Annotated in this window: 25 protein-coding genes and 2 pseudogenes; 8 read left to right on the top strand and 19 right to left on the bottom strand. The window is 57.6% G+C overall.

The annotated features are described in order from the left end of the window. Positions 1–181 precede the first annotated feature (181 nt). Together ACEPAJ_RS08625 and ACEPAJ_RS08630 are read right to left on the bottom strand one after the other, a co-directional pair. Entirely contained in the window at positions 182–469 is a 288-nt protein-coding gene (locus ACEPAJ_RS08625) for a DUF3509 domain-containing protein (RefSeq protein WP_425914513.1), read from the bottom strand. Positions 470–539: 70 nt separating this feature from the next. Further along, positions 540–761: a hypothetical protein gene (locus ACEPAJ_RS08630; protein WP_425914514.1), complete on the bottom strand. Its 222-nt coding sequence runs from the start codon at positions 759–761 to the stop codon at positions 540–542. A 459-nt stretch (positions 762–1,220) separates the two neighbouring features. Between ACEPAJ_RS08630 and dnaX the strand changes: the two genes are divergently transcribed. From dnaX to ACEPAJ_RS08650, 4 genes are all read left to right on the top strand, one after another. Continuing rightward, positions 1,221–3,245, top strand: a complete 2,025-nt coding sequence (dnaX, locus tag ACEPAJ_RS08635) for a DNA polymerase III subunit gamma/tau (protein WP_425914515.1) — start codon at positions 1,221–1,223, stop codon at positions 3,243–3,245. Between the two features lie 17 nt (positions 3,246–3,262). Continuing rightward, positions 3,263–3,589, top strand: a complete 327-nt coding sequence (locus tag ACEPAJ_RS08640; protein ID WP_090242388.1) for a YbaB/EbfC family nucleoid-associated protein — start codon at positions 3,263–3,265, stop codon at positions 3,587–3,589. Between the two features lie 155 nt (positions 3,590–3,744). Continuing rightward, positions 3,745–4,344 carry a recombination mediator RecR gene (gene recR, locus ACEPAJ_RS08645; RefSeq protein WP_425914516.1) on the top strand — a complete coding sequence of 200 codons (600 nt, stop codon included), beginning with the start codon at positions 3,745–3,747 and terminating at the stop codon, positions 4,342–4,344. Positions 4,345–4,451: 107 nt separating this feature from the next. Further along, a complete protein-coding gene (locus tag ACEPAJ_RS08650; protein ID WP_425914517.1) occupies positions 4,452–5,600 on the top strand; it encodes an acyl-CoA dehydrogenase family protein in 1,149 nt (382 codons plus the stop codon). Between the two features lie 77 nt (positions 5,601–5,677). On the opposite strand, the gene ACEPAJ_RS08655 is transcribed toward ACEPAJ_RS08650, so the two are convergent. Beyond that, on the bottom strand, positions 5,678–5,890 hold the full coding sequence (locus ACEPAJ_RS08655) for a cold-shock protein (RefSeq protein WP_069516724.1): 213 nt from the start codon (positions 5,888–5,890) through the stop codon (positions 5,678–5,680). Between the two features lie 626 nt (positions 5,891–6,516). Here ACEPAJ_RS08655 and ACEPAJ_RS08660 point away from each other — a divergent pair. Then, a pseudogene (locus ACEPAJ_RS08660) lies at positions 6,517–8,075 on the top strand (cation:proton antiporter). A 96-nt stretch (positions 8,076–8,171) separates the two neighbouring features. Here ACEPAJ_RS08660 and ACEPAJ_RS08665 read toward each other — a convergent pair. Then, positions 8,172–8,720, bottom strand: coding sequence for an adenine phosphoribosyltransferase (locus ACEPAJ_RS08665; RefSeq protein ID WP_322948810.1), 549 nt, complete (start codon positions 8,718–8,720; stop codon positions 8,172–8,174). 28 nt (positions 8,721–8,748) lie between these two features. Beyond that, positions 8,749–9,483 (bottom strand): fumarate/nitrate reduction transcriptional regulator Fnr, encoded by a 735-nt coding sequence (gene fnr, locus ACEPAJ_RS08670; RefSeq protein WP_425914518.1) that lies wholly within the window; start codon positions 9,481–9,483, stop codon positions 8,749–8,751. 154 nt (positions 9,484–9,637) lie between these two features. On the opposite strand from fnr, the gene ACEPAJ_RS08675 reads away from it, so the two are divergent. Beyond that, positions 9,638–10,096 (top strand): hypothetical protein, encoded by a 459-nt coding sequence (locus tag ACEPAJ_RS08675; protein WP_425914519.1) that lies wholly within the window; start codon positions 9,638–9,640, stop codon positions 10,094–10,096. A gap of 30 nt (positions 10,097–10,126) precedes the next feature. Here ACEPAJ_RS08675 and hemN read toward each other — a convergent pair whose 3' ends face one another. The 14 genes and pseudogenes from hemN to ccoN (ACEPAJ_RS08745) all read right to left on the bottom strand — a co-directional run bounded on the left by hemN (position 10,127) and on the right by ccoN (ACEPAJ_RS08745) (position 23,822). Beyond that, complete coding sequence (gene hemN, locus ACEPAJ_RS08680) at positions 10,127–11,509, bottom strand: oxygen-independent coproporphyrinogen III oxidase (protein ID WP_425914520.1); 1,383 nt, start codon at positions 11,507–11,509, stop codon at positions 10,127–10,129. Positions 11,510–11,613: 104 nt separating this feature from the next. Then, a complete protein-coding gene (locus ACEPAJ_RS08685) occupies positions 11,614–12,297 on the bottom strand; it encodes a sulfite exporter TauE/SafE family protein (protein WP_425914521.1) in 684 nt (227 codons plus the stop codon). After that, complete coding sequence (ccoS, locus tag ACEPAJ_RS08690) at positions 12,290–12,508, bottom strand: cbb3-type cytochrome oxidase assembly protein CcoS (protein WP_274088742.1); 219 nt, start codon at positions 12,506–12,508, stop codon at positions 12,290–12,292. Before ccoS ends, ACEPAJ_RS08685 begins: the two co-directional genes overlap by 8 nt. A gap of 38 nt (positions 12,509–12,546) precedes the next feature. Beyond that, positions 12,547–14,946 carry a heavy metal translocating P-type ATPase gene (locus tag ACEPAJ_RS08695; RefSeq protein WP_425914522.1) on the bottom strand — a complete coding sequence of 800 codons (2,400 nt, stop codon included), beginning with the start codon at positions 14,944–14,946 and terminating at the stop codon, positions 12,547–12,549. 8 nt (positions 14,947–14,954) lie between these two features. After that, the gene (locus ACEPAJ_RS08700; RefSeq protein WP_274088744.1) at positions 14,955–15,467 is read right to left on the bottom strand and encodes a FixH family protein; all 513 of its coding nucleotides are present in this window, start codon (positions 15,465–15,467) and stop codon (positions 14,955–14,957) included. A gap of 12 nt (positions 15,468–15,479) precedes the next feature. Continuing rightward, entirely contained in the window at positions 15,480–16,892 is a 1,413-nt protein-coding gene (gene ccoG / locus ACEPAJ_RS08705) for a cytochrome c oxidase accessory protein CcoG (protein WP_322948814.1), read from the bottom strand. 136 nt (positions 16,893–17,028) lie between these two features. After that, complete coding sequence (gene ccoP / locus ACEPAJ_RS08710) at positions 17,029–18,018, bottom strand: cytochrome-c oxidase, cbb3-type subunit III (protein ID WP_425914523.1); 990 nt, start codon at positions 18,016–18,018, stop codon at positions 17,029–17,031. Further along, positions 18,015–18,200 (bottom strand): cbb3-type cytochrome oxidase subunit 3, encoded by a 186-nt coding sequence (locus ACEPAJ_RS08715; protein WP_322948815.1) that lies wholly within the window; start codon positions 18,198–18,200, stop codon positions 18,015–18,017. The genes ccoP (ACEPAJ_RS08710) and ACEPAJ_RS08715 overlap by 4 nt, the downstream gene beginning before the upstream one ends. 6 nt (positions 18,201–18,206) lie before the next feature. Beyond that, complete coding sequence (ccoO, locus tag ACEPAJ_RS08720; protein WP_090242354.1) at positions 18,207–18,815, bottom strand: cytochrome-c oxidase, cbb3-type subunit II; 609 nt, start codon at positions 18,813–18,815, stop codon at positions 18,207–18,209. Further along, on the bottom strand, positions 18,815–20,257 hold the full coding sequence (gene ccoN / locus ACEPAJ_RS08725) for a cytochrome-c oxidase, cbb3-type subunit I (RefSeq protein ID WP_274088748.1): 1,443 nt from the start codon (positions 20,255–20,257) through the stop codon (positions 18,815–18,817). Before ccoN (ACEPAJ_RS08725) ends, ccoO (ACEPAJ_RS08720) begins: the two co-directional genes overlap by 1 nt. Before the next feature lie 378 nt (positions 20,258–20,635). Further along, positions 20,636–21,574 (bottom strand): cytochrome-c oxidase, cbb3-type subunit III, encoded by a 939-nt coding sequence (gene ccoP, locus ACEPAJ_RS08730; RefSeq protein WP_425914524.1) that lies wholly within the window; start codon positions 21,572–21,574, stop codon positions 20,636–20,638. After that, positions 21,571–21,771, bottom strand: a complete 201-nt coding sequence (locus ACEPAJ_RS08735; RefSeq protein WP_274088750.1) for a cbb3-type cytochrome oxidase subunit 3 — start codon at positions 21,769–21,771, stop codon at positions 21,571–21,573. The genes ccoP (ACEPAJ_RS08730) and ACEPAJ_RS08735 overlap by 4 nt, the downstream gene beginning before the upstream one ends. A gap of 4 nt (positions 21,772–21,775) precedes the next feature. Further along, positions 21,776–22,383, bottom strand: a pseudogene (ccoO, locus tag ACEPAJ_RS08740) (cytochrome-c oxidase, cbb3-type subunit II). Continuing rightward, positions 22,383–23,822, bottom strand: a complete 1,440-nt coding sequence (gene ccoN, locus ACEPAJ_RS08745; RefSeq protein ID WP_425914525.1) for a cytochrome-c oxidase, cbb3-type subunit I — start codon at positions 23,820–23,822, stop codon at positions 22,383–22,385. Before ccoN (ACEPAJ_RS08745) ends, ccoO (ACEPAJ_RS08740) begins: the two are co-directional and overlap by 1 nt. Before the next feature lie 104 nt (positions 23,823–23,926). Between ccoN (ACEPAJ_RS08745) and ACEPAJ_RS08750 the strand changes: the two genes are divergently transcribed. Together ACEPAJ_RS08750 and nfuA are read left to right on the top strand one after the other, a co-directional pair. Continuing rightward, positions 23,927–24,622, top strand: coding sequence for an alpha/beta family hydrolase (locus ACEPAJ_RS08750; RefSeq protein ID WP_425914526.1), 696 nt, complete (start codon positions 23,927–23,929; stop codon positions 24,620–24,622). A gap of 90 nt (positions 24,623–24,712) precedes the next feature. Next, a complete protein-coding gene (gene nfuA, locus ACEPAJ_RS08755) occupies positions 24,713–25,297 on the top strand; it encodes a Fe-S biogenesis protein NfuA (RefSeq protein WP_425914527.1) in 585 nt (194 codons plus the stop codon). Positions 25,298–25,328: the final 31 nt, after the last annotated feature.

Here is a 25,328-nt window from a genome sequence, read left to right on the forward strand (position 1 = left end):
TAAGATCGTCGATCTTTGCTGGGCTTTGAGTTTACGTCATTTGATTTTTATCGCGCTAAGTTGGCAGCCAGTGTTCTGGCTTCGCTGCTTAATCGCTGTCGATCAAAAATTGCTTCTCGCGATGATGGTGGTAACGGCAATTATATTGCGGGCCCTGCAGTGAGCTGGGCCTCGCGTCTCCTCAGTTTGTCTGGTAGCTGAGGATGCTGTCCTGTTCCTTCAGAGCTTTGCGCATGTCGGCGGGGATGTTGCCAGAGCGCATTGCAAGTTCTAGGCGGATGTCTTCAAGGCTTTGCGCGAAGGCCTGTGAGTCTGTGCGTTGAGCGGCGCTGAGTACGCGGCTATAGGCTGTGGCGTCGCTTGCATCCAGTAATGACAGCACGACTCCGCCATCTGGGCGGGGCGGGCTGAATGTGGCGCGCAGTGGGGAAAACAGCTGTTCGACGAGTTGGCGATTAATGCTATCCATGACGGTACTCCATCCTGAGGGTGATAGATTCAGACCTCAAGATGGTTCGATGGTTCGCCGCTTTCGGCGATCAGGCCGCCAGTGATTGTCGGGCACGTTCAATGACTTGCTGTAGGTGCGCGGCACCGTACTGGCCGGGATATAGGCGCTGACTGTGCTTGGCGATGCCAGCATCATTGACGATGGTGAAGCTAAAGCTGCCTTTGCGGGCGGCAAGGATGCGGCAATCAAACGGTGCAAATGCACTGGATAGGGTGCGAATGGCATCCTGAATTTGGTGTTGAGTATTCATTTTTTGGTATTTCCTAAAACAGCAGGCGCGTCATTGCGCTAAATAGAGCTCCAGGCGGTCGACTTGAATTGTCTATTGCATGTGCAGATTGGAGCTGGACTGCGCGCACAAGTTCCCATTGAGATTACTTTGTGCGGGTCGGTACTTCGGAGGCGGGCTTGAGTCAGCGCTTGCGCGGGACGGCCAGATCAGTCAGCAGGTTGGGTCAAGGGCTCGAGCTGTGCGGCATACCTTTGGGTTATGCGCTCTTACCTGGAAACCATCGAGGTGGCCAAAAGGCCTGATTGACTTACAGCGTGGTACGAACAAGGCGGATAATACTCGTTTGGTTAATTATTAGCCAGCTCATTTGTCAGTAATGTGCTGGGCGGTCATTCGTGGGCTGCGCATCAGATGCAATTTAGCCCATGCTCCGTTAGGATTAGCGCCACTTTTGCTTTCCTCTCGTGACGGGTTTCGATGAGTTATCAGGTTCTTGCACGTAAGTGGCGTCCGCGCTCGTTCAGCGAAATGGTTGGCCAGACTCATGTGCTTCGTGCGCTTATCAATGCGCTCGATAGTCAACGTCTGCACCATGCCTATTTGTTTACGGGCACGCGTGGTGTGGGCAAGACAACGATTGCGCGGATTATTGCCAAGTGCCTGAATTGTGAAACTGGCATCAGCTCGACACCCTGCGGTGTTTGTTCGATCTGTAAAGAGATTGACGAAGGTCGTTTTATTGACCTGATTGAGGTCGATGCAGCCAGCCGGACCAAGGTTGAAGACACCCGCGAATTGCTCGATAACGTGCAGTACTCGCCCAGTCGTGGGCGTTTCAAGGTCTACCTGATCGACGAAGTACACATGCTCTCTACCAGTTCCTTCAACGCATTGTTGAAAACACTGGAAGAGCCGCCTCCTCACGTCAAATTCCTTTTGGCTACAACTGACCCACAGAAACTGCCGGTCACAGTGCTGTCGCGTTGTCTGCAGTTCTCGCTGAAGAACATGCCGCCAGAGCGGGTGGTTGACCACCTTAGTCATGTTTTGGCCGCCGAACAGATTCCATTTGAAAACGATGCGCTCTGGTTGCTCGGCCGAGCGGCAGATGGCTCCATGCGCGACGCTATGAGCTTGACCGATCAGGCGATTGCCTTTGGTGAGGGCAAGGTTTTAGCGGCCGATGTTCGCGCCATGTTGGGGACTCTCGACCATGGTCAGGTTTATGGCGTGTTGCATGCTTTGCTTGAGGGGGATGCACGCGGCCTTATTGAGGCCGTGCGGCACTTGGCTGAGCAGGGGCCGGACTGGAATGGCGTGTTATCCGAAATACTCAATGTGCTACACCGTGTGGCCATTGCTCAGGCGCTGCCCGAGGCGGTTGATAATGGCCAGGGCGACCGTGAGCGGGTGCTTGAGCTGGCTAGCGTTCTGCCCAGTGAGGACGTGCAGTTCTATTATCAAATGGGGCTGATTGGACGACGCGATTTACCATTATCGCCAGATCCGCGTAGCGGCTTCGAGATGGTGTTGTTGCGTATGCTGGCCTTCCGCCCAGCGGATACCAATGATGCGCCTAGGGTGGTGCTAAAGCCGCTAGGGATTAGCCAGGCCACTGCTGATCCCGCGACCAACCCAGTGGCTGGTACTGCTCACGCAGACCCGGTCAGCACTTCTGTTGCAATTGTCGCCGAATCTCACCCTGCGCCAGTTGTTGAGGCGACTCCGGCTGCTGCTGAGCAGTACGTTGTGGTAGCGCCTGAAATTGTCAAAGAGCCCGCTGCGCAGTCTGCGTCTGTCTGCATTGCACCTAAAAAGGTTGTTGATTTGCCCTGGGAAGAGCCGGTTCAAACGCCGGTTTTTGATGCGCTTGAACCTGTTGTGCCTATTACTGGCAATGTAGTTGTTGAAGTGCCACAGCCTGCAGTGCCCGAGTCGCTCCCCGTGGCATCGTTGGTTGATGATGACGACGACGATGAGCCGCCGCTGGGCGATTATGACTATGTCGAGATGGATGCCGAGTCGTTTGATTATGATTTTGACGCCGTAGAGCGCAGTGAGTCTGTCGAGCCAGAGGTGTTGCCAGCCGCCCAGCCGGCAACAGGACTTGCTGCTGAGTGGCTGGAGTTATTCCCTAAGCTTGGGTTGTCTGGGATGACCGGCAGTATCGGGGCCAACTGCACGCTGATTTCTGTTGAGGGCGATAACTGGTTGTTGCACCTTGATCCTGCGCAGTCGGCGCTGTTCAACTCAACTCAGCAGCGGCGTCTTAATGAGGCGCTTAATCAGTTTCACGGGCGCGAACTCAGCGTATTGATTGAGTTACATAAGCCTGAGCAGGAAACCCCGGCGCAGGCTGCGGCGCGTAAACGCGCTAATCGACAACGTGATGCAGAAGCCTCGATCGAGAAGGATCCTTTGATCCAACAGATGATTCAGCAATTCGGTGCGGTGATTCGCGCAGACAGTATTGAACCCCTAGACACTCCTGTTAACCCCTAATTACCGAGGATTACCCCATGATGAAAGGTGGCATGGCCGGCCTGATGAAGCAGGCTCAGCAGATGCAGGAAAAAATGCAGAAGATGCAGGAAGAGCTGGCGAACGCCGAAGTTACCGGCCAATCCGGCGCTGGCTTGGTCAGCGTGGTTATGACTGGGCGTCACGATATCAAGCGTGTCAGCCTGGATGACAGTCTGATGCAAGAAGACAAGGAAATCCTTGAGGATCTAATTGCCGCTGCGGTGAACGATGCGGTACGTAAGGTAGAGCAAAACAGTCAGGATAAAATGTCTGGTGTGACGGCGGGTATGCAGATGCCTCCAGGCTTCAAGATGCCGTTCTAAAAAGCTATCCCGTCTAGCGCAAATGATTGCGCAGCAAGCGGGTGTAGGCGCACTCAGTCTGCACCCGCTTATGGCTAGCTCTGCAGGGGTCTTAACAACTCTTAGAGTGACTGCATAGCAAGCGCTTGAGTCTTCGTTGTCGTTGAGTATTTCCTATGAGCTTTAGCCCGCTGATCCGCCACCTGATTGACTCTCTACGCATTCTTCCAGGCGTTGGGCAAAAGACCGCTCAACGTATGGCGTTACAGATGCTTGAGCGTGACCGGACTGGAGCGCTGCGTCTGGCCCAGGCGCTAACGCAAGCTATGAACGGGGTCGGGTACTGCAAGCAATGCCGCAGCCTGAGCGAAGAGGATGAATGCCAGATTTGTCTTGATCCGCGTCGTGATGATCGTCTGCTGTGCGTCGTTGAGGGGCCAATGGATGTTTATGCCGTCGAGCACACCGGGTTTCGGGGTCGCTACTTTGTGCTCAAGGGGCACTTGTCGCCACTCGATGGTCTAGGGCCGGAGGCGATAGGCATTCCTGAACTGCTAGCGCGCATCGCAGCAGGAAGTTTCGATGAGGTGATTCTGGCAACCAACCCAACGGTCGAGGGTGAGGCTACAGCGCATTACATTGCTCAGCTGTTGGCGGGAAAAGGTCTGATTGCTTCGCGCATTGCCCACGGTATGCCGTTGGGTGGTGAGCTGGAATTAGTCGACGGTGGTACCTTGGCGCACTCGATTGCTGGGCGGCGACCTATTCTGCTTTAGGCTGCGATTGGCGAGCGACTCGATTACAGTTGGCGTCGTTTTAAGCATTCCCTTGTAAACCAAGCAAGCGCTTGGTAATTTCGCTGAAACCTCAGCGGAGTTCCCTCATGTCTGCCTTCCAAGAATATTTTGATGACTCACACCAGTTGGTGCGCGATTCGGTTCGGCGTTTTGTCGAGCGCGAAATTCTGCCGCATATCAATGACTGGGAGGAGGCTGAGGAGTTTCCTCGCGAGCTTTATCTGAAGGCGGGTGCGGCTGGGATTCTCGGCATCGGTTACCCAGAAGTGTTTGGTGGTAGCCATGAGGGTGATGTGTTTGCCAAGGTTGCTGCCAGCGAGGAGTTGATGCGCTCGGGCTCTGGCGGTCTCGTGGCCGGACTTGGCTCGTTGGATATCGGTTTACCGCCCGTGATGAAGTGGGCCAGGCCTGAGTTGCGTGAGCGCATTGTTCCGCAGGTACTTGCGGGTGAAAAGATTATGGCGCTAGCGGTGACCGAACCATCGGGTGGTTCTGATGTGGCCAATCTAAAAACACGAGCAGTCCGTGATGGTGATTTCTACCGTGTTACGGGTAGCAAAACCTTTATCACCAGTGGAGTGCGCGCCGACTACTACACAGTTGCTGTGCGTACCGGTGGCGATGGCTTTGGTGGTGTCAGCCTGTTGCTGGTGGAGAAGGGTACAGCTGGTTTCACTGTAGGGCGCAAGCTGAAGAAAATGGGCTGGTGGGCGTCGGATACGGCCGAGTTATTCTTTGATGACTGCCAGGTTCCAGTCGGTAACCTGATTGGCGCCGAGAATATGGGCTTTGCCTGCATCATGGCTAACTTTCAGAGTGAGCGATTGTCATTGGCCATCATGGCCAACATGACCGCGCAACTGGCACTCGAGGAAGCATTGGGCTGGGCGAAGGCGCGAGAAGCGTTCGGCAAGCCGATCGGCAAGTTCCAGGTGCTCAAACATCGCTTGGCTGAAATGGCCACTCAGCTTGAAGTGTCGCGTGACTTTACCTATCGGCAAGCGGCGAAGATGGCGGCGGGTAAAAGTGTGATTAAGGAAATATCCATGGCCAAGAACTTCGCCACTGATATTGCTGATCGACTGACCTACGACGCCGTTCAGATCATGGGCGGCATGGGGTATATGCGCGAAAGCCTGGTGGAGCGGCTTTACCGCGACAATCGTATTTTGTCGATTGGTGGTGGCTCGCGTGAAATCATGAACGAGATCATCAGCAAGCAGATGGGCTTATAGATTCGGTTGAGGTTTTACAAACAGCAGATAAAACAAACCCCGCGAGGGCGGGGTTTGTTTTAAAGCAGGACAGAGGCTTAAGCCACCTGTACCTCTTCAGCTTGCATACCTTTCTGACCGCGAGCGGCCACGTAGGTAACAGTCTGGCCTTCTTTCAAGCTTTTGAAGCCATCGCTCTGGATAGCTTTGAAGTGAACGAAGAGATCGTCGCCGCCGTTAGTTGGGGTGATGAAGCCGAAGCCTTTTTCATCGTTGAACCATTTAACGGTGCCAGTTTCGCGATTTGCCATGGTGTGTCTCTTAAATCGATACGAATTGCGGTGCCAGAGTGCTCATAGCACCTATGCGGTTTTGCTGATAACTACAAGAAGTCAGCTCAGCCATAATAGGCCGTTTTTACGGGAAGTGTTGGGTTTAACATCAATTATTCATATTTTATCAGCCCGAAAGTCCTCAGAGCCCTATTTTACTGGGCTGTAGGTGCTGAGGTATTTGATAAATGGTACGTCTCAGGGCCATGGTCACAGCTTATTTCCACCGTTAGGTCCCTAAAAACGCATTGAATGGCGTTGTCCATCAAGGCTTCTTGGGCTGCTGGTTGCTTCGTCGAACGGTCGGTTTCGCTTTGCGGAGTACTCAGAAAAACTCCAACACCCCATCAGTGCAAGGACATTACTCACCCAAGCGTTCTACCAGCTGCAGCTGAACGCCTGGTGTGATCGGTGTGTTGGCTGAGACTGGCTTGCTATGGACCTCATGTTGCGACGATTAGCCGGTTCCGCTTGCCAGTGCACCGCCATGGCTGATGTTGATCAATGTTGCTTAAGCGCTGCGCCCGTATGCTATTAAGTTACTTCGCCCGGCCCGCTGATATGTTTGCTGGCTTGGCGCTTGTTTCTGCTGATAAGGATTACTGATGATTGAAGCTGCCTGGATTGCTTTTGCCTTTGGCATGGGCTTGGCTGCACGAGCTGTGGGGCTGCCGCCATTGGTGGGCTATCTGGGGGCAGGTTTTGCTTTGGCCGCGGTAGGTGAGTACATCGGTGTTGGTCCACATGACAGTGAGGCGCTGCAGCACATAGCTCATTTGGGTGTGCTGCTGCTGTTGTTTACCGTGGGCCTAAAGTTGAAACCGAGCAATCTGCTTCGGCGTGAGGTGATTGGCGGTGGGCTTCTGCACTTCGCTATTTCCAGTGTGCTGTTTCTCCCCGCAATTAGGCTGCTGCTCGATTTACCTTGGTTACAGTGTTTATTACTGGCGAGCGCACTGTCATTTTCCAGCACGGTGTTGGCGGCCAAAGTGCTCGAAAGTAAGCGCGAGCTTCGGGCGTTTCACGGTCGTGTAGCGATTGGCGTTCTGGTGCTTCAGGACATGATTGCTTTGCTGGTCATGAGCCTGGCTGCTGGGGATTTGCCTTCACCGTGGGCGTTACTGGTTTTTGCCTTGCCGTTTCTGCGTCCGCTGTTATTTCGCTTGCTTGATGCCAGTGGCCACGAGGAGCTGCTGCTGTTGCTCGGTTTGCTTTTGGCGTTGGCGGCCGGTGGTTTCGGCTTTGAGCAGTTGGGGTTGAGTTCGGAGTTAGGCGCTCTGGCTTTTGGCGCGTTGTTGGCCAAGCATAAGCGGGCTACCGAACTGTCCAACTCACTGTGGGGTATCAAAGAAGTCTTTTTGGTCGGCTTCTTTTTACAGATCGGGATTGGCGGTCTTCCGGATGCGGATGCGCTGAAGTTTGCGCTGGTAATGACGCTGTTATTGCCGCTCAAGGGCGCGCTGTTCTTTTTTCTGTTTCTGCTCTTTCGCTTGCGCGCGCGAAGCGCTTTCCTCGCGGGTGTCAGCCTTACCAACTACAGTGAATTCGGCCTGATTATGGCCAGCGTAGTGCTGCCGCAATGGCTGATTCCGTTGGCCATTACGGTGGCATTGTCATTTGTTATCTCCGCCCCACTCAATCGTATCGTTCATCTACTGTATGAGCGCTGGGCTTGGTGCTTAATCCCCTGGAACGCAATATTCGCCACCCCGATGAGCAACCGTTATCGCTGGGCGACGCACAAACATTGGTAATGGGTATGGGGCGTACTGGCCGTGCTGCTTACGATTATCTGCAAGAGCAAGGCTATCGCGTGGTTGGTCTGGATTCCGACCCTACTGTGATTGAGCAGAGTAAGGCAGCTGGGCGTCACGTGCTGTTTGCCGATGGCGAAGACCCGGTGTTCTGGCAGCACCTGGATATGCCCAGGGTTGATGCCGTAATTCTCACGCTCAACGATGAAGAGACCAAGGTCATTGCCACGCAGAAGCTGCGGGATCGTGGCTTCAGTGGTTTGGTGGTGTCCCACGCGATGTATGAAGACATTGCCAAACGTATTCAGGAGGCGGGCGCTGATCGTACCTACCTGACCATGAGTGAAGCCGGGTCTGGCTTGGCTGAGCATGTGATCAGAACATTGGAGAGCCGTACCGAGGCTTCCTGAGACTCTCACTCTTGGTGGGGGCTAGGCTCACCAGAAAATGCCTACAGAAAACCTAAACGCCCGCAATAAAGCGGGCGTTTAGTTGATCGAAAGGTGTTACTGGTCGGTGAGGGCGAAGCGGGTGAGGGCGAAAGTGGCGATACCGCTATCTTGTAGTTTTTGCGAGCCGCCTAGTTCGGGCAGGTCGATGATCGCGGCGGCTTCAATGATGCTGGCACCCATGCGTCGTACCAATTGCGCAGCAGCGAGCAAGGTGCCACCGGTTGCGATCAGGTCATCAAAAATCAGCACTTTGTCGCCTTCGCAGAGGCTGTCGGCATGCACTTCGAGCTTGGCTTCGCCGTATTCGGTTTGGTAGCTCTCGCTGAGCACATCGGCAGGCAATTTGCCTTGCTTACGAAACAACACCAGCGGCTTGTTCAGCTCATAGGCGATGATCGAACCGATCAGAAAACCGCGTGCATCCATGGCGCCGATATGGCTGAAGTCTGCTTCAACATAACGCTGAATAAAACTGTCAGCGACCATGCGCAGGGCTCGTGGTGACTGGAATAACGGTGTGATATCACGAAAGATCACCCCCGGTTTTGGGAAGTCCACTACCGGACGGATCAGGGTTTTGATGCTGAATTCGTCGAAGATCATCTGTTGGGTCCTGCGCTGGGCGGTTCTATCAGCTGTCGAGATTGCCGCCAGCCAAGGCGCACAGCTCGATCGGGTCGAGGATCTGCACTTCTTTGCCTTCGGCTTCGAGCAGCTTGTTCTGTTGGAAGCGGGTGAATACTCGCGATACGGTCTCTACCGCAAGGCCTAGATAGTTGCCAATTTCGTTGCGCGACATGGCCAGGCGGAACTGATTGGCCGAGAAGCCGCGTGCGCGGAAGCGGGCCGAGAGGTTAACCAAGAAGGTGGCGATGCGCTCATCTGCGGTCTTCTTCGACAGCAGCAACATCATCTGTTGATCGTCGCGGATCTCCCGGCTCATAACGCGCATCAGTTGGCGGCGCAGTTGCGGCAACTGCACTGACAATTCGTCGAGCCGCTCGAAGGGGATTTCACACACCGAGGTGGTTTCCAGGGCTACGGCCGACACTGGATAGGTCTCGTTGTCCATGCCCGACAGCCCAATCAGTTCACTGGGTAGGTGGAAGCCGGTGATTTGTTCATCACCGCCATCGCTCAGGCTGAAGGTTTTTAGCGCCCCGGCACGCACGGCAAAAACCGAATTGAAGGCGTCGCCCTGGCGGAACAGGAACTCGCCTTTTCTCAGTGGGCGGCCGCGTTTGACGATGTCGTCGAGGGCGTCCATATCTTCCAGATTCAGCGATAGCGGCAGGCACAAACTCGCCAGGCTGCAGTCCTTGCAATGGGCTTGATGGGGTGCGTGCAGCTTGATGTTTTCGGACATCTCGAATGATCCTGGGTAAACACACAATAAGCGCAAGGTTACAGCAGGGCGCAGGGTTGGGCCACTAGGACGCGGTTCTTGAGCGCATGATCAAGTTTGATGGCGCTCGGTCGATAAGTCAGACGACTGTCAATTATGTGCAAGGAGCCTATGTATGCGTCTGGAGTTGACCGATGTGAGCAGTCGCATGAACGCCGCGCTGGAGCGCAAGCGCGCTGTGGCCGAAGGTGTTGTTGAGAGCAGCGAGGCAGATCAGCAGGCGCTGCGTGACAGTCTGCGGGTAAGCCTGTCAGAGCTGGGTAAAGCGCGCTCTGCCGCTGCACAGAAGAACCGCGATATTGATGAGAGCAGCCTGCCGGACGTGATCAAGGATCTACTCAAGAGAATCCGCGAGCTCAAGGCGCAGGTTGATGCGAAGAAAGCAGAGCTGGAAAAGGTGATGGGCGATCAGAGCCTTGACCCCGAGGCCAAACGCATAAAGATCGAGGCCCTGCAGGGCGAGCTGGCCTCGCTGCAGGGCGCGTTGAGCAGCGCCAACGCAACGCTGATCGAAATCCTGCGTGAGCAAGACCTGAGTGATCAGCAGATGCAGGAAGTGGCCAGCCTCTTATGAAAAAACCAGGCCCATACAGTCCGCAGGGTGCTAGATGACCCGGGAAAAGCGTTGCTGATTTAGTTCGCTGAGGTAGCGATCAAACAGCATGCACAACGAGCGCACCAATAGGCGCCCTGCAGGCTTAACGTCGATGCCCTGGGCATTCAATTCGATCAAACCATCATTGGCCATTTGCTGCAGTTGCGGCCAGATATCGGAAAAGTAGCGGCGAAACTCGATGGAATAGGCCTGTTCGATGTCGATAAAACGCAGTTGGAAATGGCAGATCAACTGCTGGATCACCGCACGCCGCAGGCGGTCGTCGTCATCACAGTGCAGGCCGCGCACGGTGGCCAGTTCACTGTGTTCAAGGCTGTCTTGGTATTTGCTTAGATCGCTGATGTTCTGGCAGTACAGGTCGCCAATCTGGCTGATGGATGACACGCCCAGGCCGATCAGGTCGCAATGGCCGTGGGTGGTATAGCCCTGGAAGTTGCGCTGCAGGCTGCCGTCTTCCTGAGCGCTGGCCAGCTCGTCATCGGGTAAGGCGAAGTGATCCATGCCGATGTAGCGGTAACCGGCGGCGCTCAGTTGCTCGATGCTGGCGTGCAGCATGGCCAGCTTGTCGCCTGGGCTGGGCAGGTCGCTGGTGTTGATGCGCCGCTGCGGCATAAAGCGCTCCGGCAGATGCGCGTAGTTGAAGAGCGAGAGGCGATCGGGTTGCAGGGCTATTATTTCGTCGACCGTGCGGGCGAAGCGTCCAGGCGTTTGCAGCGGTAGGCCGTAGATCAGGTCGATGTTTACCGAGCGGAACTGCAGGGTGCGCGCGGCTTCGATGATGGCGCGGGTTTCTTCCAGTGTTTGCAGGCGGTTTACCGCTCGCTGCACGGCCGGGTCGAGGTCTTGCACGCCCAAGCTGACACGGTTGAAACCGAGTTCACGGAGTAAGCCCATGGTTGACCAGTCGGCTTCGCGTGGGTCGATCTCAATGCTGTAATCGCCTGAATCGTCATCCAGCAGATTGAAGTGTTGGCGCAGGTGACCCATCAGGTGGCGCAATTCATCATGGCTGAGAAAGGTCGGCGTACCACCGCCGAAGTGCAGCTGTTCGACCTTTTGCTGCGGGTCTAAATGATGGCTGATAATCTCGATTTCGCGTTCGAGTTTTTCCAGGTAAGGCTGGGCGCGCCCGCGATCTTTGGTAATGACCTTGTTGCAGGCGCAGTAGTAGCAGATGTGCGCGCAGAACGGGATGTGCACATACAGCGACAGCGGGCGCATGGCTTTGCGGCTATCACGCAGAGCGTGCAGCAGGTCGAACTGGCTAACGCGCTCATGGAACTGCACGGCGGTCGGGTAAGAGGTATAGCGCGGGCCGGCCTGGTCATAACGGCGGATCAGGTTGCTGTCCCACTGGATGGCGTTGAGCATGCGGGGGTTCCCGGTTTGGCTTTCAATACCGGGGAGTCTAAGTGCGCCACGTTGGGGGTGTTTTGACCTGTATCAAGCGGCTGCGTGCTGTCGCCGATTGCCGATCAGTGGCCCATTAGCCAGTGCTGGTGCGGGCCGGGCAGGGTCCACAGACCGAACAGGATGACCAAAATACCACCGGCCATGCGGATGCCTCGCTGACGCAGCAGGGCGGTCAGGCGTTCGGCGGCTAGGCCGGTGGCCAGAAGAACGGGCATGGTGCCCAAGCCGAAGGCCAGCATCAGCGCGGCGCTGTCGAACGCGTTGCCCTGGCTGGCGGCCCACAGCAGGGTGCTGTAGACCAGGCCGCAGGGCAGCCAGCCCCACAAACTGCCGAGCACCAAAGCACGCGACAGGCTGGTGACGGGCATAAAGCGTCGGGTCAGGGGTTGGATATAGCGCCACAGGCCGCGGCCGAGGGCTTCGATACGCGTCAGGCCGCTCCACCAGCCGGCCAGGTATAGGCCCATGGCAATCAGCAGCAGTGCCGCTATTACGCGCAACCCGGTTACCAGTGGGCTGGTGGCGACTGCCCAGCCAGCCAGGCCGAGCAGAAGGCCAGCCAGGGTGTAACTGAGAATCCGCCCCATGTTGTAGGCCAGTAACAGCTGAAAGCGCTGTGCGCGCTGTTCGGGCGGGATCGCTAAGGTCAGTGCGCCCATGAGTCCGCCGCACATGCCCAGGCAATGGCCGCCGCCAAGCAGGCCGAGGATCATGGCTGAGATCAGCAGCGGCAGCAGATCAAGCACGCGGCGGCTCCTGTGAGTCGTGCTGCGTGTCTTGTTGCTGCGCCTGGGTAACGGCGGCTTTGTGTTTTGGGTCTTCGTCGTCGAACAGAATACTGTGGGCCGGGCCGTCCAGGTCGTCGTACTGACCACTGTCGACCGCCCAGAAGAACAGCCAGATGGCGAATGCCACCAGCGCAATGGCGACTGGGATCAGAATGTAGAGGGCGGGCATAAGATCTCCAGGTGCGGCTTGGGTGAGGCGTGAACCCCTTACGGGCGTGTTAGCCGTAAGGCGTTGAGTACCACCAGCAGTGAGCTGATCGACATACCCAGCGCGGCCCAGATCGGGGTAATCCAGCCGATAGCGGCGAAGGGCAGTACCAGGCCATTGTACAGACTGGCCCAGGCGAGGTTCTCGATGATCACCCGGCGGGTTCGTTGCGCCATGTGTAGCGCCTGTACCAGGCTGCTCAGGCGATTGGAGAGCAGCACGGCGTCGGCGCTGGTTTTCGCCAAGTCGGTGGCGCTGCCCATGGCCACGCTGATGTCGGCGGCGGCCAGAACCGGCACATCGTTGACTCCGTCACCCAGCATCAGTACGCGGCGGCCCTGGCTGTGTAGCTGCTTTAGTACGTCCAGCTTGGCATCCGGGGTGAGGCCGCCACGTGCATCGTCGATGCCCAGTTGTCGCGCTACTTCAGCGACCATTGGCGAGCTGTCGCCGGACAGCAGCATGATCTGCCAGCGTTTGGCTTTGGCCATGGCGATCAGTTGTGGCGCGTCATCGCGCAAGCGGTCATCGAGCACGAACCAGGCCAGCGGCCCTTGCTCGTCACCCAACAGCAGCCACTGGCCATGTTCGCCGGTAATGGTCGGGACGGGTTGAGTGCTCAGTGCGCAGACGAAGTCTGCCTGGCCGATGCGCAGCAAACGTCCCCCGGCGCGCCCTTGCAAGCCGAGGCCTGGATGGCTGTCGACTTGTTCGGCCGCCTCAGGCGCTTGGCCGAAGGCGCGGGCAATCGGGTGTTCGGAACGGTTTTCCAGGGCGGCGGCCAGGGCCAGGCAGCTATCCGCATCCAGCTCGCGCAGCAGGTGGATGGCGCTGAGTGTCAGGCGGCCTTCGGTCAAGGTGCCGGTCTTGTCCAGCACCAGGGTGTCGATCTGATTCAGGCCTTCGAGTACGTGGCCACGGGTCAGCAGCATGCCGAGCTTGTGCAGCGAGCCCGTGGCGGCGGTCAGTGCGGTGGGCGTGGCCAATGCCAGTGCGCAGGGGCAGGTGGCGACCAGCAGGGCCAGCACAATCCAGAAGGCGCGCGATGGGTCGAGTTGCCACCAGACCAGGCCGACGATAGCCGCAACGACTAGAACAATCAGCAGGAACCACTGCGCCACTCGGTCGGCGAGTACTGCCAGGCGCGGTTTATCGTTCTGTGCGCGCTCCAGCAGGCGGACGATTGCCGACAGCCGCGTAGCGTCACCGAGAGCCTGCACTTCAACTTGCAACGGACCTTCGACATTCAGAGTGCCAGCGGTAACGGCATCGCCGACGTTACGCGGTTGCGGCAGGTATTCGCCGGTTAGCAGGGACTCATCGACGCTCGACTGGCCTTGGACAATTCGGCCGTCGGCGGGCAGTAGGGCGCCTGGCGGTACCAGCACCTGATCACCGACGCGCAATTCGCTGAGTAGAATCCGTTGGCTTTGGCCGTCTACATCCAGGCGCAGACAGGAGGCCGGTAGCAGATTTACCAGCTGCGCGGTGGCAGCGGCGGTGCGTTCGCGAGCGCGGCGTTCCAGGTAGCGGCCGGCCAGGAGGAACAGGGCAAACATGCCCACGGCATCGAAATACAGCTCGCCCTGACCGGTGATGGTGGACCAGATACCGGCGACATAGGCGCCACCAATCGCCAGGGATACCGACACATCCATGGTCAGGTGGCGGGTGCGCAAGTCGCGCAGTGCACCGCGGAAGAACTGGCCGCAGCAGTAGAAGACAATCGGCGTGGTGAGAAACAGGCTGACCCAGCGCAGGATCTTGTCTAGCTCGGGAGACAGGTCAATGTTGAATTCCGGCCAAGTGGCCATGGTCGCCATCATCACCTGCATCCACAGCATGCCGGCGACGCCCAGTTCGCGCATGGCGCGGCGGTTTTCGCGTTGCAGTTGTTCGGCGGCAGCGTCGGCCTGCCAAGGGTGGGCGGCGTAGCCGATCTTACGCAGCGCCTTGAGCAGTTGGCTTAACGGCAGCTGACTGTCGGCCCAGCGCACTTGCAGGCGGTGGTTGGACAGGTTGAGGTGCGCCTCGCTGACGCCGGGTAGGGCGCGCAGGTGTTTTTCAATCAGCCAGCCACAGGCAGCGCAGCTGATGCCTTCAATCAGCAGGCAGGTCTCACTGAGTTCACCGTCATGCTCGACAAAGGGTTGCTGCACATCGCTGCGGTCATACAGGGCGAGTTCATCAGGCAGGGCCTGGGGCAGGCTCTGTGGGTTGGCGGCGCTTTCGCTACGGTGGCTGTAGTAGTGCTCCAGGCCGCCACTGACGATGGCTTCGGCCACTGCCTGACAGCCCGGGCAGCACATTTCACGGGGAGCGCCCAGTACCTGAGCCTGAAAGCGGCTGCCGCTGGGGACCGGCAAACCGCAGTGATAGCAGGGAGTTGGAGTGGCCATCGGTGTGCTTATTGAGCATCCCCGAGAAGGATTTCTTGGCCGCTTTGTACGTCTTCTTCTTCGAACAGGCGCCAGTCCTTGCCGCCTTCTTGGCCGATCAGCTCAACAAAGCGTCGACCTTGCACCGCATCGATCATCTGCCCGCTGTAACTGCCATCGGCCTGCGGCTGCAGGATTACCCGGCGATCACGCTCCGGCTGGGTCGGTGAAATCAGGTTGAGCACCAACTGCTGTGGGCGGCTGTTGCCATTCAGCTGCAGGGTGGCGGTGCCGTCGTCATCGTTGAGCAGCAGGTTGGCGTGCAGCTTGAGACGGATGGCGTGGTTTTCCCGTTCCAGTGACTGGTTGATGCCCTTGCCGACGTCGTAATAGTCATCGGAAATCAGCCCCGGCGGGTTTTTCGTGGCGATGGTCAGCAGGGTCAGCCCCTGGACCACTGAATAGGCCAACAGGCCAATCAGAAACCAGGGCCAGAATTGCTTGTACCAGGGCTTGATGATCTCGGCGTTCTTTTCAGTCATGGTCTTCTCTGGTCAGCGCACGCTGGGGCCGATAAAGCGGCTGGCGGCGTCGGTTTTGATGCTTGGGTCATCTACCGCCTGCAAGCGGAAGCTGATTTCATTGGCGCTCGAAGGCAGTTTCTCAGGTTCGATGGACAGTTCCACAGGCAGCGACAGTACCTCGCCAGCCAGTGCTTTGACCTCACGCTTGCCTTCATACACCAGGCCGTCGAGGCCATCGGCTTCGATCCGATAGGTCACTTCGTGCTGGGCCTTGTTCATGATTTTCAGGGTGTAGACGTTCTCGATCCGGCCTTCTTCGTTTTCACGGTAGAGCACGCGGTCTTTGAGTACATCCAACTCCACTAGCGAGCGATCGACGATGGCCCAGCTGAATACGCAGAACATGGCCAGCAGGGCGATGGCGTAACCAATCAGGCGGGGCCGTATCAAGTGGGTCTTTTGCCCGGAGAGGTTGTGTTCGGTGGTGTAGCTGATCAGCCCCTTCGGGTAGTTCATCTTTTCCATGATGCTGTCGCAGGCGTCGATACAGGCCGCGCAACCGATGCACTCAATCTGCAGGCCGTCGCGAATATCGATACCGGTCGGGCAGACGTGTACGCACATCTTGCAGTCGATGCAGTCACCCAGGCCTTCAGCCTTGTAATCAGCATCACGCTTACGCGGGCCACGCTGCTCGCCGCGGCGAGGGTCGTAGGACACGATTAGGGTGTCCTGGTCGAACATCACGCTCTGGAAGCGCGCATAAGGGCACATATAGATGCACACCTGCTCACGCAGATAACCGGCGTTGCCGTAGGTGGCCAGGGTGAAGAAGCCCACCCAAAACAGTGCCCAGCCGCCAGCTTGCAGGGTAAACAGATCGGGGATCAGATCGCGGATCGGGGTGAAGTAGCCGACGAAGGTAATCGCGGTGACCAGTGAAACGCCCACCCAGATGCTGTGTTTGGCCAGCTTGCGCAGAAATTTCTGCGAGGTCATTGGGGTTTTGTCGAGTTTCATACGCTGATTGCGATCACCTTCGGTGACCTTTTCTGCCCACATGAAGACCCAGGTGAATACGCTCTGCGGGCAGGTGTAGCCGCACCAGACGCGACCGGCGAATACGGTGATAAAGAACAAACCGAAGGCGGCGATGATCAGCAGTGCTGAGAGCAGGACAAAGTCTTGTGGCCAGTAGGTGGCCCCGAAGATATGAAATTTGCGTTCCGGCAGGTCCCACCAAACAGCCTGACGGCCATTCCAGGTCAACCATACAGTGCCGAAATACAACAGGAAGAGGGCTGCGCCACCGAGCATGCGCAAGTTGCGGAAGATGCCGGTGAAGGAGCGGGTGTAGATTTTTTCGCGGTTGGCGTACAGGTCAACAACTTCGACCTTGGCCTGGGCAGGAGTGACGTCTTTAACGGGGATCTGTGTGCTCATCAGTGCGTACCACGGCGGTTGGATGGCTGCCCTGGTCGATACGTGCCGGCCGGGGTCATACGTGCTCTTGCGCTATGGTACGCCTGACGATCACTCGGCAGGTGCGACCTGCGGTCGCGCCTGCCAAGCCCAAGAATTACTTCTCGGTTTTGCCTTGCGACAGGCTGTACACATAAGCGGCCAGCAAATGCACTTTATCGTTGCCCAGGAAGTCAGCCTGAGCTGGCATCTTGCCGTTACGGCCATAACGCAGAGTTTGTTGAACCTGAGCGAAGCTGGAACCGTAGAGCCAGACTTTGTCAGTCAGATTCGGTGCGCCCATGGCCTGTTGGCCCTTACCTTCAGCGCCATGACAGACTGCACAATTGCTCGCAAAGATGTTTTGACCTGCGGCAAGGTCAACTTCGATGCCCTGCGGATTCTTCAAGCCAGACAGCGTACGTATGTAGCCGGCAACGTTGCGGATGCCTTCTTCACCGATGATGTCTTTCCACGCTGGCATAGCTGCCTGACGGCCGCCCATGATGGTGGTCTTGAGGGTTTCCGGTTCGCCGCCATACAGCCAGTCGTTGTCGGTCAGGTTAGGGAAGCCGTAGGCACCCTTGGCATCAGAGCCGTGGCAGACCGAGCAGTTGGAAGCAAATAGGCGGCCGCCCATTTTCAGCGCTTGCTCGTCCTGGGCCACTTGCTCAATCGGCATGGCTGCGTATTTGGCGAAGATCGGCCCGTACTGGGCATCGGCCTTGGCCATCTCTTTTTCCCACTGGTGCACACCGGTCCAGCCGGCATTGCGCTCAGCACCGCCAGCGATTTCCACGTTGGTGGCAAATGGGGTTTCTGCTTTGTTGTCGAGGTAGTCGTAGCCTGGCAGCAGACCTTTCCAGTTACCCAGGCCTGGGTACAGGACTAGGTAGCCGAGGGCGAAGACGATGGTGCCGACAAACAGCATGAACCACCACTTAGGCAGTGGGTTGTCATACTCTTCGATACCGTCAAAGGTATGGCCCATGGTTTCTTCGGTAGTGTCCTGGCGCTGGCCCTTGCGGGTGCCGAACACTAGCCAAGTCAGGGCGAAGATGGTGCCCAGCGACAGAATGGTTACGTACCAACTCCAGAACGTGGTCATTGGTTATTGCTCCTGGAAGATTGCTCGTCACGGTCAACGGGTTTGGGATCGTCGGCGAAGGGCAGGTTAGCGGCCTCGTCGAAGCTGGATTTACGCTTGCTGCTGTAAGCCCAGAGCACCACGCTAATAAAAGCGATGAACACCACTGCTGTGCCTATGCCGCGAATAGTCCCGATATCCATTGAGCGTTACCGTTTGTTCTTGATGGAAGTGCCGAGAACCTGCAGGTACGCAACCAGTGCGTCCATTTCGGTTTTGCCTTTTACTGCATCCTTAGCACCTGCGATGTCTTCATCGGTGTAAGGGATGCCAAAGCCACGCATGACTTCCATCTTCTTGGCGGTGTCCTTGCCGTCAAGCTTGTGCTCAACCAGGAAGGGGTAGGCCGGCATTTTTGATTCAGGCACGACGTTGCGCGGGTTATACAGGTGCGCACGCTGCCACTCATCCGAGTAACGACCGCCAACGCGGGCCAAGTCCGGACCGGTACGCTTGGAGCCCCACAGGAACGGGTGGTCCCAAACGCTTTCACCGGCGACCGAGTAGTGGCCATAACGCTCGGTTTCCGCACGGAACGGGCGGATCATCTGCGAGTGGCAGCCGACACAACCGTTGGCGATGTAAACATCGCGGCCTTCCAGTTGCAGCGCGGTGTAAGGCTTGAGGCCTTCCACCGGCTCATTGGTGACGTCCTGGAAAAACAGCGGAACGATTTGAGTCAGGCCGCCGATGCTGACGGCTAGAACCATCAGCAGCGCCATCAGGCCAATGTTTTTCTCAATGATTTCGTGTTTCATCAGTGCGCTACTCCGGCTGGAATCTGTGCAGCTGCTTCGTATTCAGAAGCTTTCGCGGCACGCACGGTACGGTAGGTGTTGTAAGCCATCAGCAGCATGCCGGTGACGAAGAACGCGCCGCCGATCATACGCACCACATAACCTGGGTGGCTGGCTTCCAGCGCTTCAACGAAGGAGTAGGTGAGGGTGCCGTCTTCGTTGACTGCACGCCACATCAGGCCCTGGGTAATGCCGTTGACCCACATGGAGGCGATGTACAGCACGGTACCGATGGTGGCCAACCAGAAGTGTGCGTTGATCAGGCCAACGCTGTGCATCTGTGGGCGACCAAACACTTTAGGCAGCATGTGGTACAGCGCGCCGATGGAGATCATCGCTACCCAGCCGAGAGCGCCGGCGTGTACGTGGCCGATAGTCCAGTCGGTGTAGTGAGACAGGGCGTTGACGGTCTTGATCGCCATCATCGGACCTTCGAAGGTCGACATGCCGTAGAACGCCAGCGATACCACCAGGAAGCGCAGGATTGGGTCGGTGCGCAGCTTATGCCAGGCGCCAGACAGGCTCATCATGCCGTTGATCATGCCGCCCCAGCTCGGTGCCAGCAGAATGATCGACATCGCCATACCGAGGGACTGCGCCCAATCCGGCAGTGCGGTGTAGTGCAGGTGGTGCGGGCCAGCCCAGATATACAGGGTGATCAGCGCCCAGAAGTGCACGATGGACAAGCGGTAGGAGTAGATCGGACGCTCAGCCTGCTTGGGTACGAAGTAGTACATCATCCCCAGGAAGCCAGTGGTCAGGAAGAAGCCTACGGCGTTGTGCCCGTACCACCACTGAATCATCGCGTCAGTCGCACCGGCATAGGCCGAGTAGGACTTGAACAGGCTGACCGGAACGGCCGCGCTGTTGACGATGTGCAGCATCGCGGTCACCAGAATGAAGGCACCGTAGAACCAGTTGCCGACATAGATGTGCTTGGTTTTACGCTTGGCCACAGTGCCGAAGAACACCACTGCGTAAGTCACCCAGACGATACCCAGGAGGATATCAATCGGCCACTCAAGCTCAGCGTACTCTTTGGTGCCGGTGTAACCCATCGGCAGGGTGATGACCGCTGCGACGATTACGGCTTGCCAGCCCCAGAAGGTGAAAGCAGCCAGACCATCGGAAATCAGGCGCGTTTGGCACGTGCGCTGCACCACGTAGTAAGACGTGGCAAACAGTGCGCAACCGCCGAAGGCGAAGATTACCGCGTTGGTGTGAAGCGGACGTAGACGGCCAAAGGTCGTCCATTCCATGCCTAGGTTGAGTTCAGGCCACACGAGTTGTGCGGCGATGAAAACACCTAGAGCCATGCCAATGACTCCCCAAATCACCGTCATTACGGCGAATTGGCGAACCACCTTGTAGTTATAAGCAGTCTGACTGATTGCTGTGCTCATTATGGGTTCCACGGTTAATGGATTTTTTAGGGGCAAAAATCGGCGGCAAGTATGTAGAAAGCAGATTCTCATTGCAACGACACAAGCCGGCGCGATAGGGCTTTCAGGGCTCTTAACAAGCATGTAATGCCTTTGTCACAAGGCATTGCTGCAAGCAACAAACGCCTTAAAACGGCATAGCGCAAAGATGGGAATCGCCTTGGAGTTATGACAGGTGGCGACTGTCGACAAGATTAGCTCAAATCAAAGCCTGCGCGTGCACTTGGTCGGAAGGGTGCGACCTTGGGTCGCATGACTTGGCGGGGTTTGAGGCGTGAGGGGAGGCTATTTAGGCTGCCTGGCGATACGGGATCACCAGGCAGTATTGCTGAGGGCTGATTATCGCGTTGCGGCGTTGCGCGCTTGCTGGCTCAGGCTGAGCACATAAGCGGCCAGCAGATGCACCTTGTCGTTGCCCAGGTATTGATCCTGCGACGGCATCTGGCCGTTGCGGCCATGGCGGATGGTCTGTTGCAGCTGCACCAGGCTGCTGCCGTAGATCCAGCCCGCTGGGCTGGTCAGGTCTGGCGCACCCAGTACGGCCATGCCTTTACCTTCGGCACCGTGGCAGGCCAGGCAGTTGGTGGCATAAATGGATGCACCCTTATCCAGGTCATACGGCTTGTCGGCTGGCAGTGGCAAGCCGGCCAGGTCCTTACGCACATAGGCCGCGACTTGTTGCACGCCGTCTTCGCCAATCACCGGTGCCCACGCGGGCATGGCGCCCATACGGCCATTGAGGATGGTGGTTTTGATGGTTTCCGGCTCGCCGCCCCAGCGCCAGTGGCTGTCAGTTAGGTTAGGAAAACCCACTGCACCTTTGGCGTCCGAGCCGTGGCAGACCGAGCAATAGGTGGCAAACATGCGGCCGCCCATTTTCAACGCCTGCTCGTCTTTGGCCACTTCTTCCAGGGGCATGGCTGCATATTTGGCGAAGATTGGCCCATACAGCTCGTCAGCCTTGTCGACTTCACGCTGCCACTGCTTGACCTGGGTCCAGCCGCCTTCGTAGCCCGGTAATACACCTTTCCAGTTGCCCAGGCCGGGGTACAGCACCAGGTAGCCAATCGAGAAGATGATGGTGCCGACAAACAGCATGAACCACCACTTGGGCAGCGGGTTGTCATATTCCTCGATGCCATCGAAGGCATGACCCATGGTCTGATCGGTTGGGTTCTTGTGAACTTCGCTTTTGCGGGTGGCGAAAATCAGCCAGGACAGGGCGAGCAGAGTGCCGACAGTCAGCAGGGTAATGTACCAGCTCCAGAACGTGCTCATGGGGTCTTGCTCCTTGGTGCAGCCAGCTTGGGTTCATCGGCAAAGGGCAGTTGTGCTGCCTGGTCGAAGGCCAGGCGGCGCTTGCCGCTGTACGCCCACAGGGTGACGCAAACAAAGGACAGCAGAACCAGAGCCGTACCTATGCCGCGCACGGTTCCAATATCCAGAGCGCCGATATCAAAAAATTCGAATGACATGGCGCTACCTCTTGTTCTTCACGGCAATGCCGAGCACTTGCAGGTAGGCGACCATGGCGTCCATCTCGCTCTTGCCATTAACCGCGCTAGCGGCACCGGCAATGTCCTCATCGTTGTAAGGCACACCCAGCATGCGCAGGGCTTTCATCTTGGCTGGGGTGTGTTGGCCGTCCAGGGTGCTTTCTACCAGCCATGGGTAGGCTGGCATCTTCGACTCCGGCACTACGTTGCGCGGGTTATATAGGTGCGCACGGTGCCATTCATCCGAGTAGCGACCGCCTACGCGCGCCAGGTCCGGCCCCGTGCGCTTGGAGCCCAGAGGAAGGGGTGGTCGTAAACGCTTTCGCCTGCCACCGAGTAGTGCCCGTAGCGCTCGGTTTCGGCGCGGAATGGACGAATCATCTGCGAATGGCAGCCCACGCAGCCTTCACGGATGTAAATGTCACGACCTTCCAGTTGCAGCGCGGTGTACGGCTTGAGGCCAGCTACCGGCTCATTGGTGACGTCCTGGAAGAACAGCGGCACGATCTGCGTCAGGCCGCCGATGCTCACGGCCAGGACCATCATCAGCGCCATCAGGCCGATGTTCTTCTCGAGTATTTCGTGTCTCATCAGTGAGCTCCCTCAAGCGAAAACTGCGCGGCGGCTTCCATTTCAGCGGCCTTGGTATGACGCACGGTTTGCCAGACGTTCCAGGCCATCACCAACATGCCGGCAAAGAAGATTGCGCCGCCGATCACCCGAACTACAAAGCCGGGGTGGCTGGCTTCCAGTGCTTCGACGAAGGAGTAGGTGAGGGTGCCGTCTTCGTTGACTGCACGCCACATCAGGCCCTGGGCGATGCCGTTAACCCACATCGAGGCGATGTAGAGCACGGTGCCGATGGTGGCGAACCAGAAGTGCACGTTGATCAGGCCGATGCTGTGCATCTCGTCGCGACCGAAGACCTTGGGCAGCATGTGATACAGCGAGCCGATGGACACCATGGCCACCCAGCCGAGTGCGCCGGCGTGCACATGGCCGATGGTCCAGTCGGTGTAGTGGGACAGCGCGTTGACGGTCTTGATGGCCATCATCGGGCCTTCGAAGGTCGACATGCCGTAGAACGCCAGCGATACCACCAGGAAGCGCAGGATCGGGTCGGTGCGCAACTTATGCCAGGCGCCAGAGAGGGTCATCATGCCGTTGATCATGCCGCCCCAGCTCGGTGCCAGGAGGATCAGCGACATCACCATGCCCAGGCTCTGCGCCCAATCTGGCAGCGCGGTGTAGTGCAGGTGGTGCGGGCCGGCCCAGATGTACACGGCAATCAGCGCCCAGAAGTGCACAATCGACAGGCGATAGGAGTACACCGGACGGGCTGCTTGCTTGGGCACGAAGTAATACATCATGCCGAGAAAGCCCGCGGTGAGGAAAAAACCCACCGCGTTGTGGCCGTACCACCACTGAATCATCGCGTCGGTCGCACCAGCATAGGCCGAGTAGGACTTGGTCAGGGTGACCGGCACTTCCAGGTTGTTGACCAGATGCAGCAGCGCCACGGTGAGGATAAAACCACCGAAGAACCAGTTGCCCACATAGATGTGGCTGACGTTACGCTTCATCACCGTGCCGAAAAACACGACGGCGTAGCTGACCCAGACAATGGTGATCAGAATGTCGATCGGCCATTCCAGCTCGGCGTATTCCTTGGAGCTGGTCCAGCCCATCGGCAGGCTGATGGCTGCCAGTACAATCACCAGCTGCCAACCCCAGAAGGTAAAGGCGGCGAGCTTGGGTGCGAATAGCGTGGCCTGTGAAGTGCGCTGCACGGCGTAGTAACTGGTGGCGAACAGTGCGCACCCGCCGAAGGCGAAGATGACCGCGTTGGTATGCAGCGGGCGTAGGCGCCCGAAGCTGGTCCACGGCAGGTTGAAGTTGAGTTCGGGCCAAGCCAGTTGCGCGGCGATAAACACGCCGAGCCCCATCCCGACAATGCCCCACACCACTGTCATGATGGCGAATTGGCGCACCACCTTGTAGTTGTAGGCGCTGCTGCTGGTTGTGTTCATGTCTGGGCTTCCATCCACGGTTATAGGCAGATCATCGAAAATCAGCGGCTGCGCGCCTGTACGATCAGCGCCGCAGTCCAACGGATTCTTTAAGCGAGGCAAGCATGAGCAAAGCAAGGGAAGCGGGTATTGACGGGGATCAATACGTGCAGGAACAGAGCCCTGAGGGCTGGTTGTGGGATCGCCCGCTAGGCGAACCGCGCGCAACCTTGATCCTGGCCCATGGTGCCGGCGCGCCGATGGACAGCGAATTTATGCAACACATGGCGCAAAACCTTGTAGGCCGTGGGGTTGCGCTGTTGCGTTTCGAGTTTGCCTATATGGCCGCCCGGCGGCAGGACGGCAAGAAACGTCCGCCCAATCCTCAGGCGCAATTGCTTGAGCAGTGGCGTGAGGTCTACCGCCAGGTGTGCCAACAGGTCGCAGGGCCGCTGGCGATTGGCGGCAAGTCAATGGGCGGGCGCATGGCCAGCCTGCTGGCCGATGAGTTGAACGTCGACGCGTTGGTGTGTCTGGGTTATCCCTTCTACGCCGTTGGCAAGCCCGAGAAGCCGCGTGTCGCGCACCTGGCCGAGTTGAAAACCCCGACGCTGATCATCCAGGGCGAACGCGATGCGCTGGGTAATCGTCAGACGGTTGAGACCTATGCGCTGTCTGGGGCGATCAAACTGCATTGGCTAACGGCCGGCGATCACGATCTCAAACCGCTGAAAAGCTCAGGTTTCACTCATTCCCAGCACCTGCTTAGCGCGGCTGAAGCGATTGCGGCGTTCATCGGGCGCGAGCAGGACGCTGCATAAGTGCGGCTGATGTTATTCCTACTAAAACGCTAGGACTTTGCCGGCGCTGGCGAGTGGCGTACACTGCGCCCATGTTTGCGAGGAGTTGCCATGAGCACCATTACCATTACCGACGCTGCCCACGATTATCTGGCTGATCTGCTGAGCAAGCAGAACACCCCGGGCATCGGCATTCGTGTGTTTATCACCCAGCCAGGCACCCAGTACGCCGAAACCTGCATTGCCTATTGCAAGCCGGGTGAGCAGAAAGCTGAAGATACTGCCTTAGGTCTGGCTACTTTTACTGCGTGGATTGATGCGGTCAGCGAGCCGTTTCTTGACGATGCAGTGGTCGATTACGCCACCGACCGTATGGGTGGCCAGCTGACCATCAAGGCGCCGAACGCCAAAGTGCCGATGGTCAATGAAGACAGCCCGATCAACGAGCGCATCAGCTACTACCTGCAAACCGAGATCAATCCGGGTCTGGCCAGCCATGGCGGCGAAGTCAGCCTGATCGATGTGGTTGAAGATGGTATTGCTGTGCTGAAGTTCGGCGGCGGCTGCCAAGGCTGCGGTCAGGTCGACTTGACCCTTAAAGAGGGCATCGAGAAGACTCTGTTGGAGCGTATTCCTGAGCTCAAAGGCGTGCGTGATGTGACCGATCACAGCATCAAGGAAAATGCCTACTACTAAGTAGATGGCGATAAAAAATGCCCGCGCACTG

Origin of the sequence: Pseudomonas sp. GWSMS-1 (genome assembly GCF_049847425.1) — a bacterium.
GTDB lineage: Bacteria > Pseudomonadota > Gammaproteobacteria > Pseudomonadales > Pseudomonadaceae > Aquipseudomonas.

Bases quoted from the DNA above. Each gene is read 5' to 3' on its own strand.
- ccoO (WP_090242354.1), bottom strand. From the start codon at position 18,815: ATGAAACACGAAATCATTGAGAAAAACATTGGCCTGATGGCGCTGCTG.
- ccoG (WP_322948814.1), bottom strand. From the start codon at position 16,892: ATGAGCACACAGATCCCCGTTAAAGACGTCACTCCTGCCCAGGCCAAG.
- ACEPAJ_RS08735 (WP_274088750.1), bottom strand. From the start codon at position 21,771: ATGTCATTCGAATTTTTTGATATCGGCGCTCTGGATATTGGAACCGTG.
- ACEPAJ_RS08675 (WP_425914519.1), top strand. From the start codon at position 9,638: ATGCGTCTGGAGTTGACCGATGTGAGCAGTCGCATGAACGCCGCGCTG.
- nfuA (WP_425914527.1), top strand. From the start codon at position 24,713: ATGAGCACCATTACCATTACCGACGCTGCCCACGATTATCTGGCTGAT.
- dnaX (WP_425914515.1), top strand. From the start codon at position 1,221: ATGAGTTATCAGGTTCTTGCACGTAAGTGGCGTCCGCGCTCGTTCAGC.
- hemN (WP_425914520.1), bottom strand. From the start codon at position 11,509: ATGCTCAACGCCATCCAGTGGGACAGCAACCTGATCCGCCGTTATGAC.
- ACEPAJ_RS08640 (WP_090242388.1), top strand. From the start codon at position 3,263: ATGATGAAAGGTGGCATGGCCGGCCTGATGAAGCAGGCTCAGCAGATG.
- ACEPAJ_RS08665 (WP_322948810.1), bottom strand. From the start codon at position 8,720: ATGATCTTCGACGAATTCAGCATCAAAACCCTGATCCGTCCGGTAGTG.
- ccoS (WP_274088742.1), bottom strand. From the start codon at position 12,508: ATGCCCGCCCTCTACATTCTGATCCCAGTCGCCATTGCGCTGGTGGCA.
- ACEPAJ_RS08715 (WP_322948815.1), bottom strand. From the start codon at position 18,200: ATGGATATCGGGACTATTCGCGGCATAGGCACAGCAGTGGTGTTCATC.
- ccoN (WP_274088748.1), bottom strand. From the start codon at position 20,257: ATGAGCACAGCAATCAGTCAGACTGCTTATAACTACAAGGTGGTTCGC.
- recR (WP_425914516.1), top strand. From the start codon at position 3,745: ATGAGCTTTAGCCCGCTGATCCGCCACCTGATTGACTCTCTACGCATT.
- ccoP (WP_425914524.1), bottom strand. From the start codon at position 21,574: ATGAGCACGTTCTGGAGCTGGTACATTACCCTGCTGACTGTCGGCACT.
- ACEPAJ_RS08650 (WP_425914517.1), top strand. From the start codon at position 4,452: ATGTCTGCCTTCCAAGAATATTTTGATGACTCACACCAGTTGGTGCGC.
- ACEPAJ_RS08625 (WP_425914513.1), bottom strand. From the start codon at position 469: ATGGATAGCATTAATCGCCAACTCGTCGAACAGCTGTTTTCCCCACTG.
- ACEPAJ_RS08655 (WP_069516724.1), bottom strand. From the start codon at position 5,890: ATGGCAAATCGCGAAACTGGCACCGTTAAATGGTTCAACGATGAAAAA.
- ccoN (WP_425914525.1), bottom strand. From the start codon at position 23,822: ATGAACACAACCAGCAGCAGCGCCTACAACTACAAGGTGGTGCGCCAA.
- ACEPAJ_RS08695 (WP_425914522.1), bottom strand. From the start codon at position 14,946: ATGGCCACTCCAACTCCCTGCTATCACTGCGGTTTGCCGGTCCCCAGC.
- ACEPAJ_RS08750 (WP_425914526.1), top strand. From the start codon at position 23,927: ATGAGCAAAGCAAGGGAAGCGGGTATTGACGGGGATCAATACGTGCAG.
- ACEPAJ_RS08630 (WP_425914514.1), bottom strand. From the start codon at position 761: ATGAATACTCAACACCAAATTCAGGATGCCATTCGCACCCTATCCAGT.
- ACEPAJ_RS08700 (WP_274088744.1), bottom strand. From the start codon at position 15,467: ATGACTGAAAAGAACGCCGAGATCATCAAGCCCTGGTACAAGCAATTC.
- ccoP (WP_425914523.1), bottom strand. From the start codon at position 18,018: ATGACCACGTTCTGGAGTTGGTACGTAACCATTCTGTCGCTGGGCACC.
- fnr (WP_425914518.1), bottom strand. From the start codon at position 9,483: ATGTCCGAAAACATCAAGCTGCACGCACCCCATCAAGCCCATTGCAAG.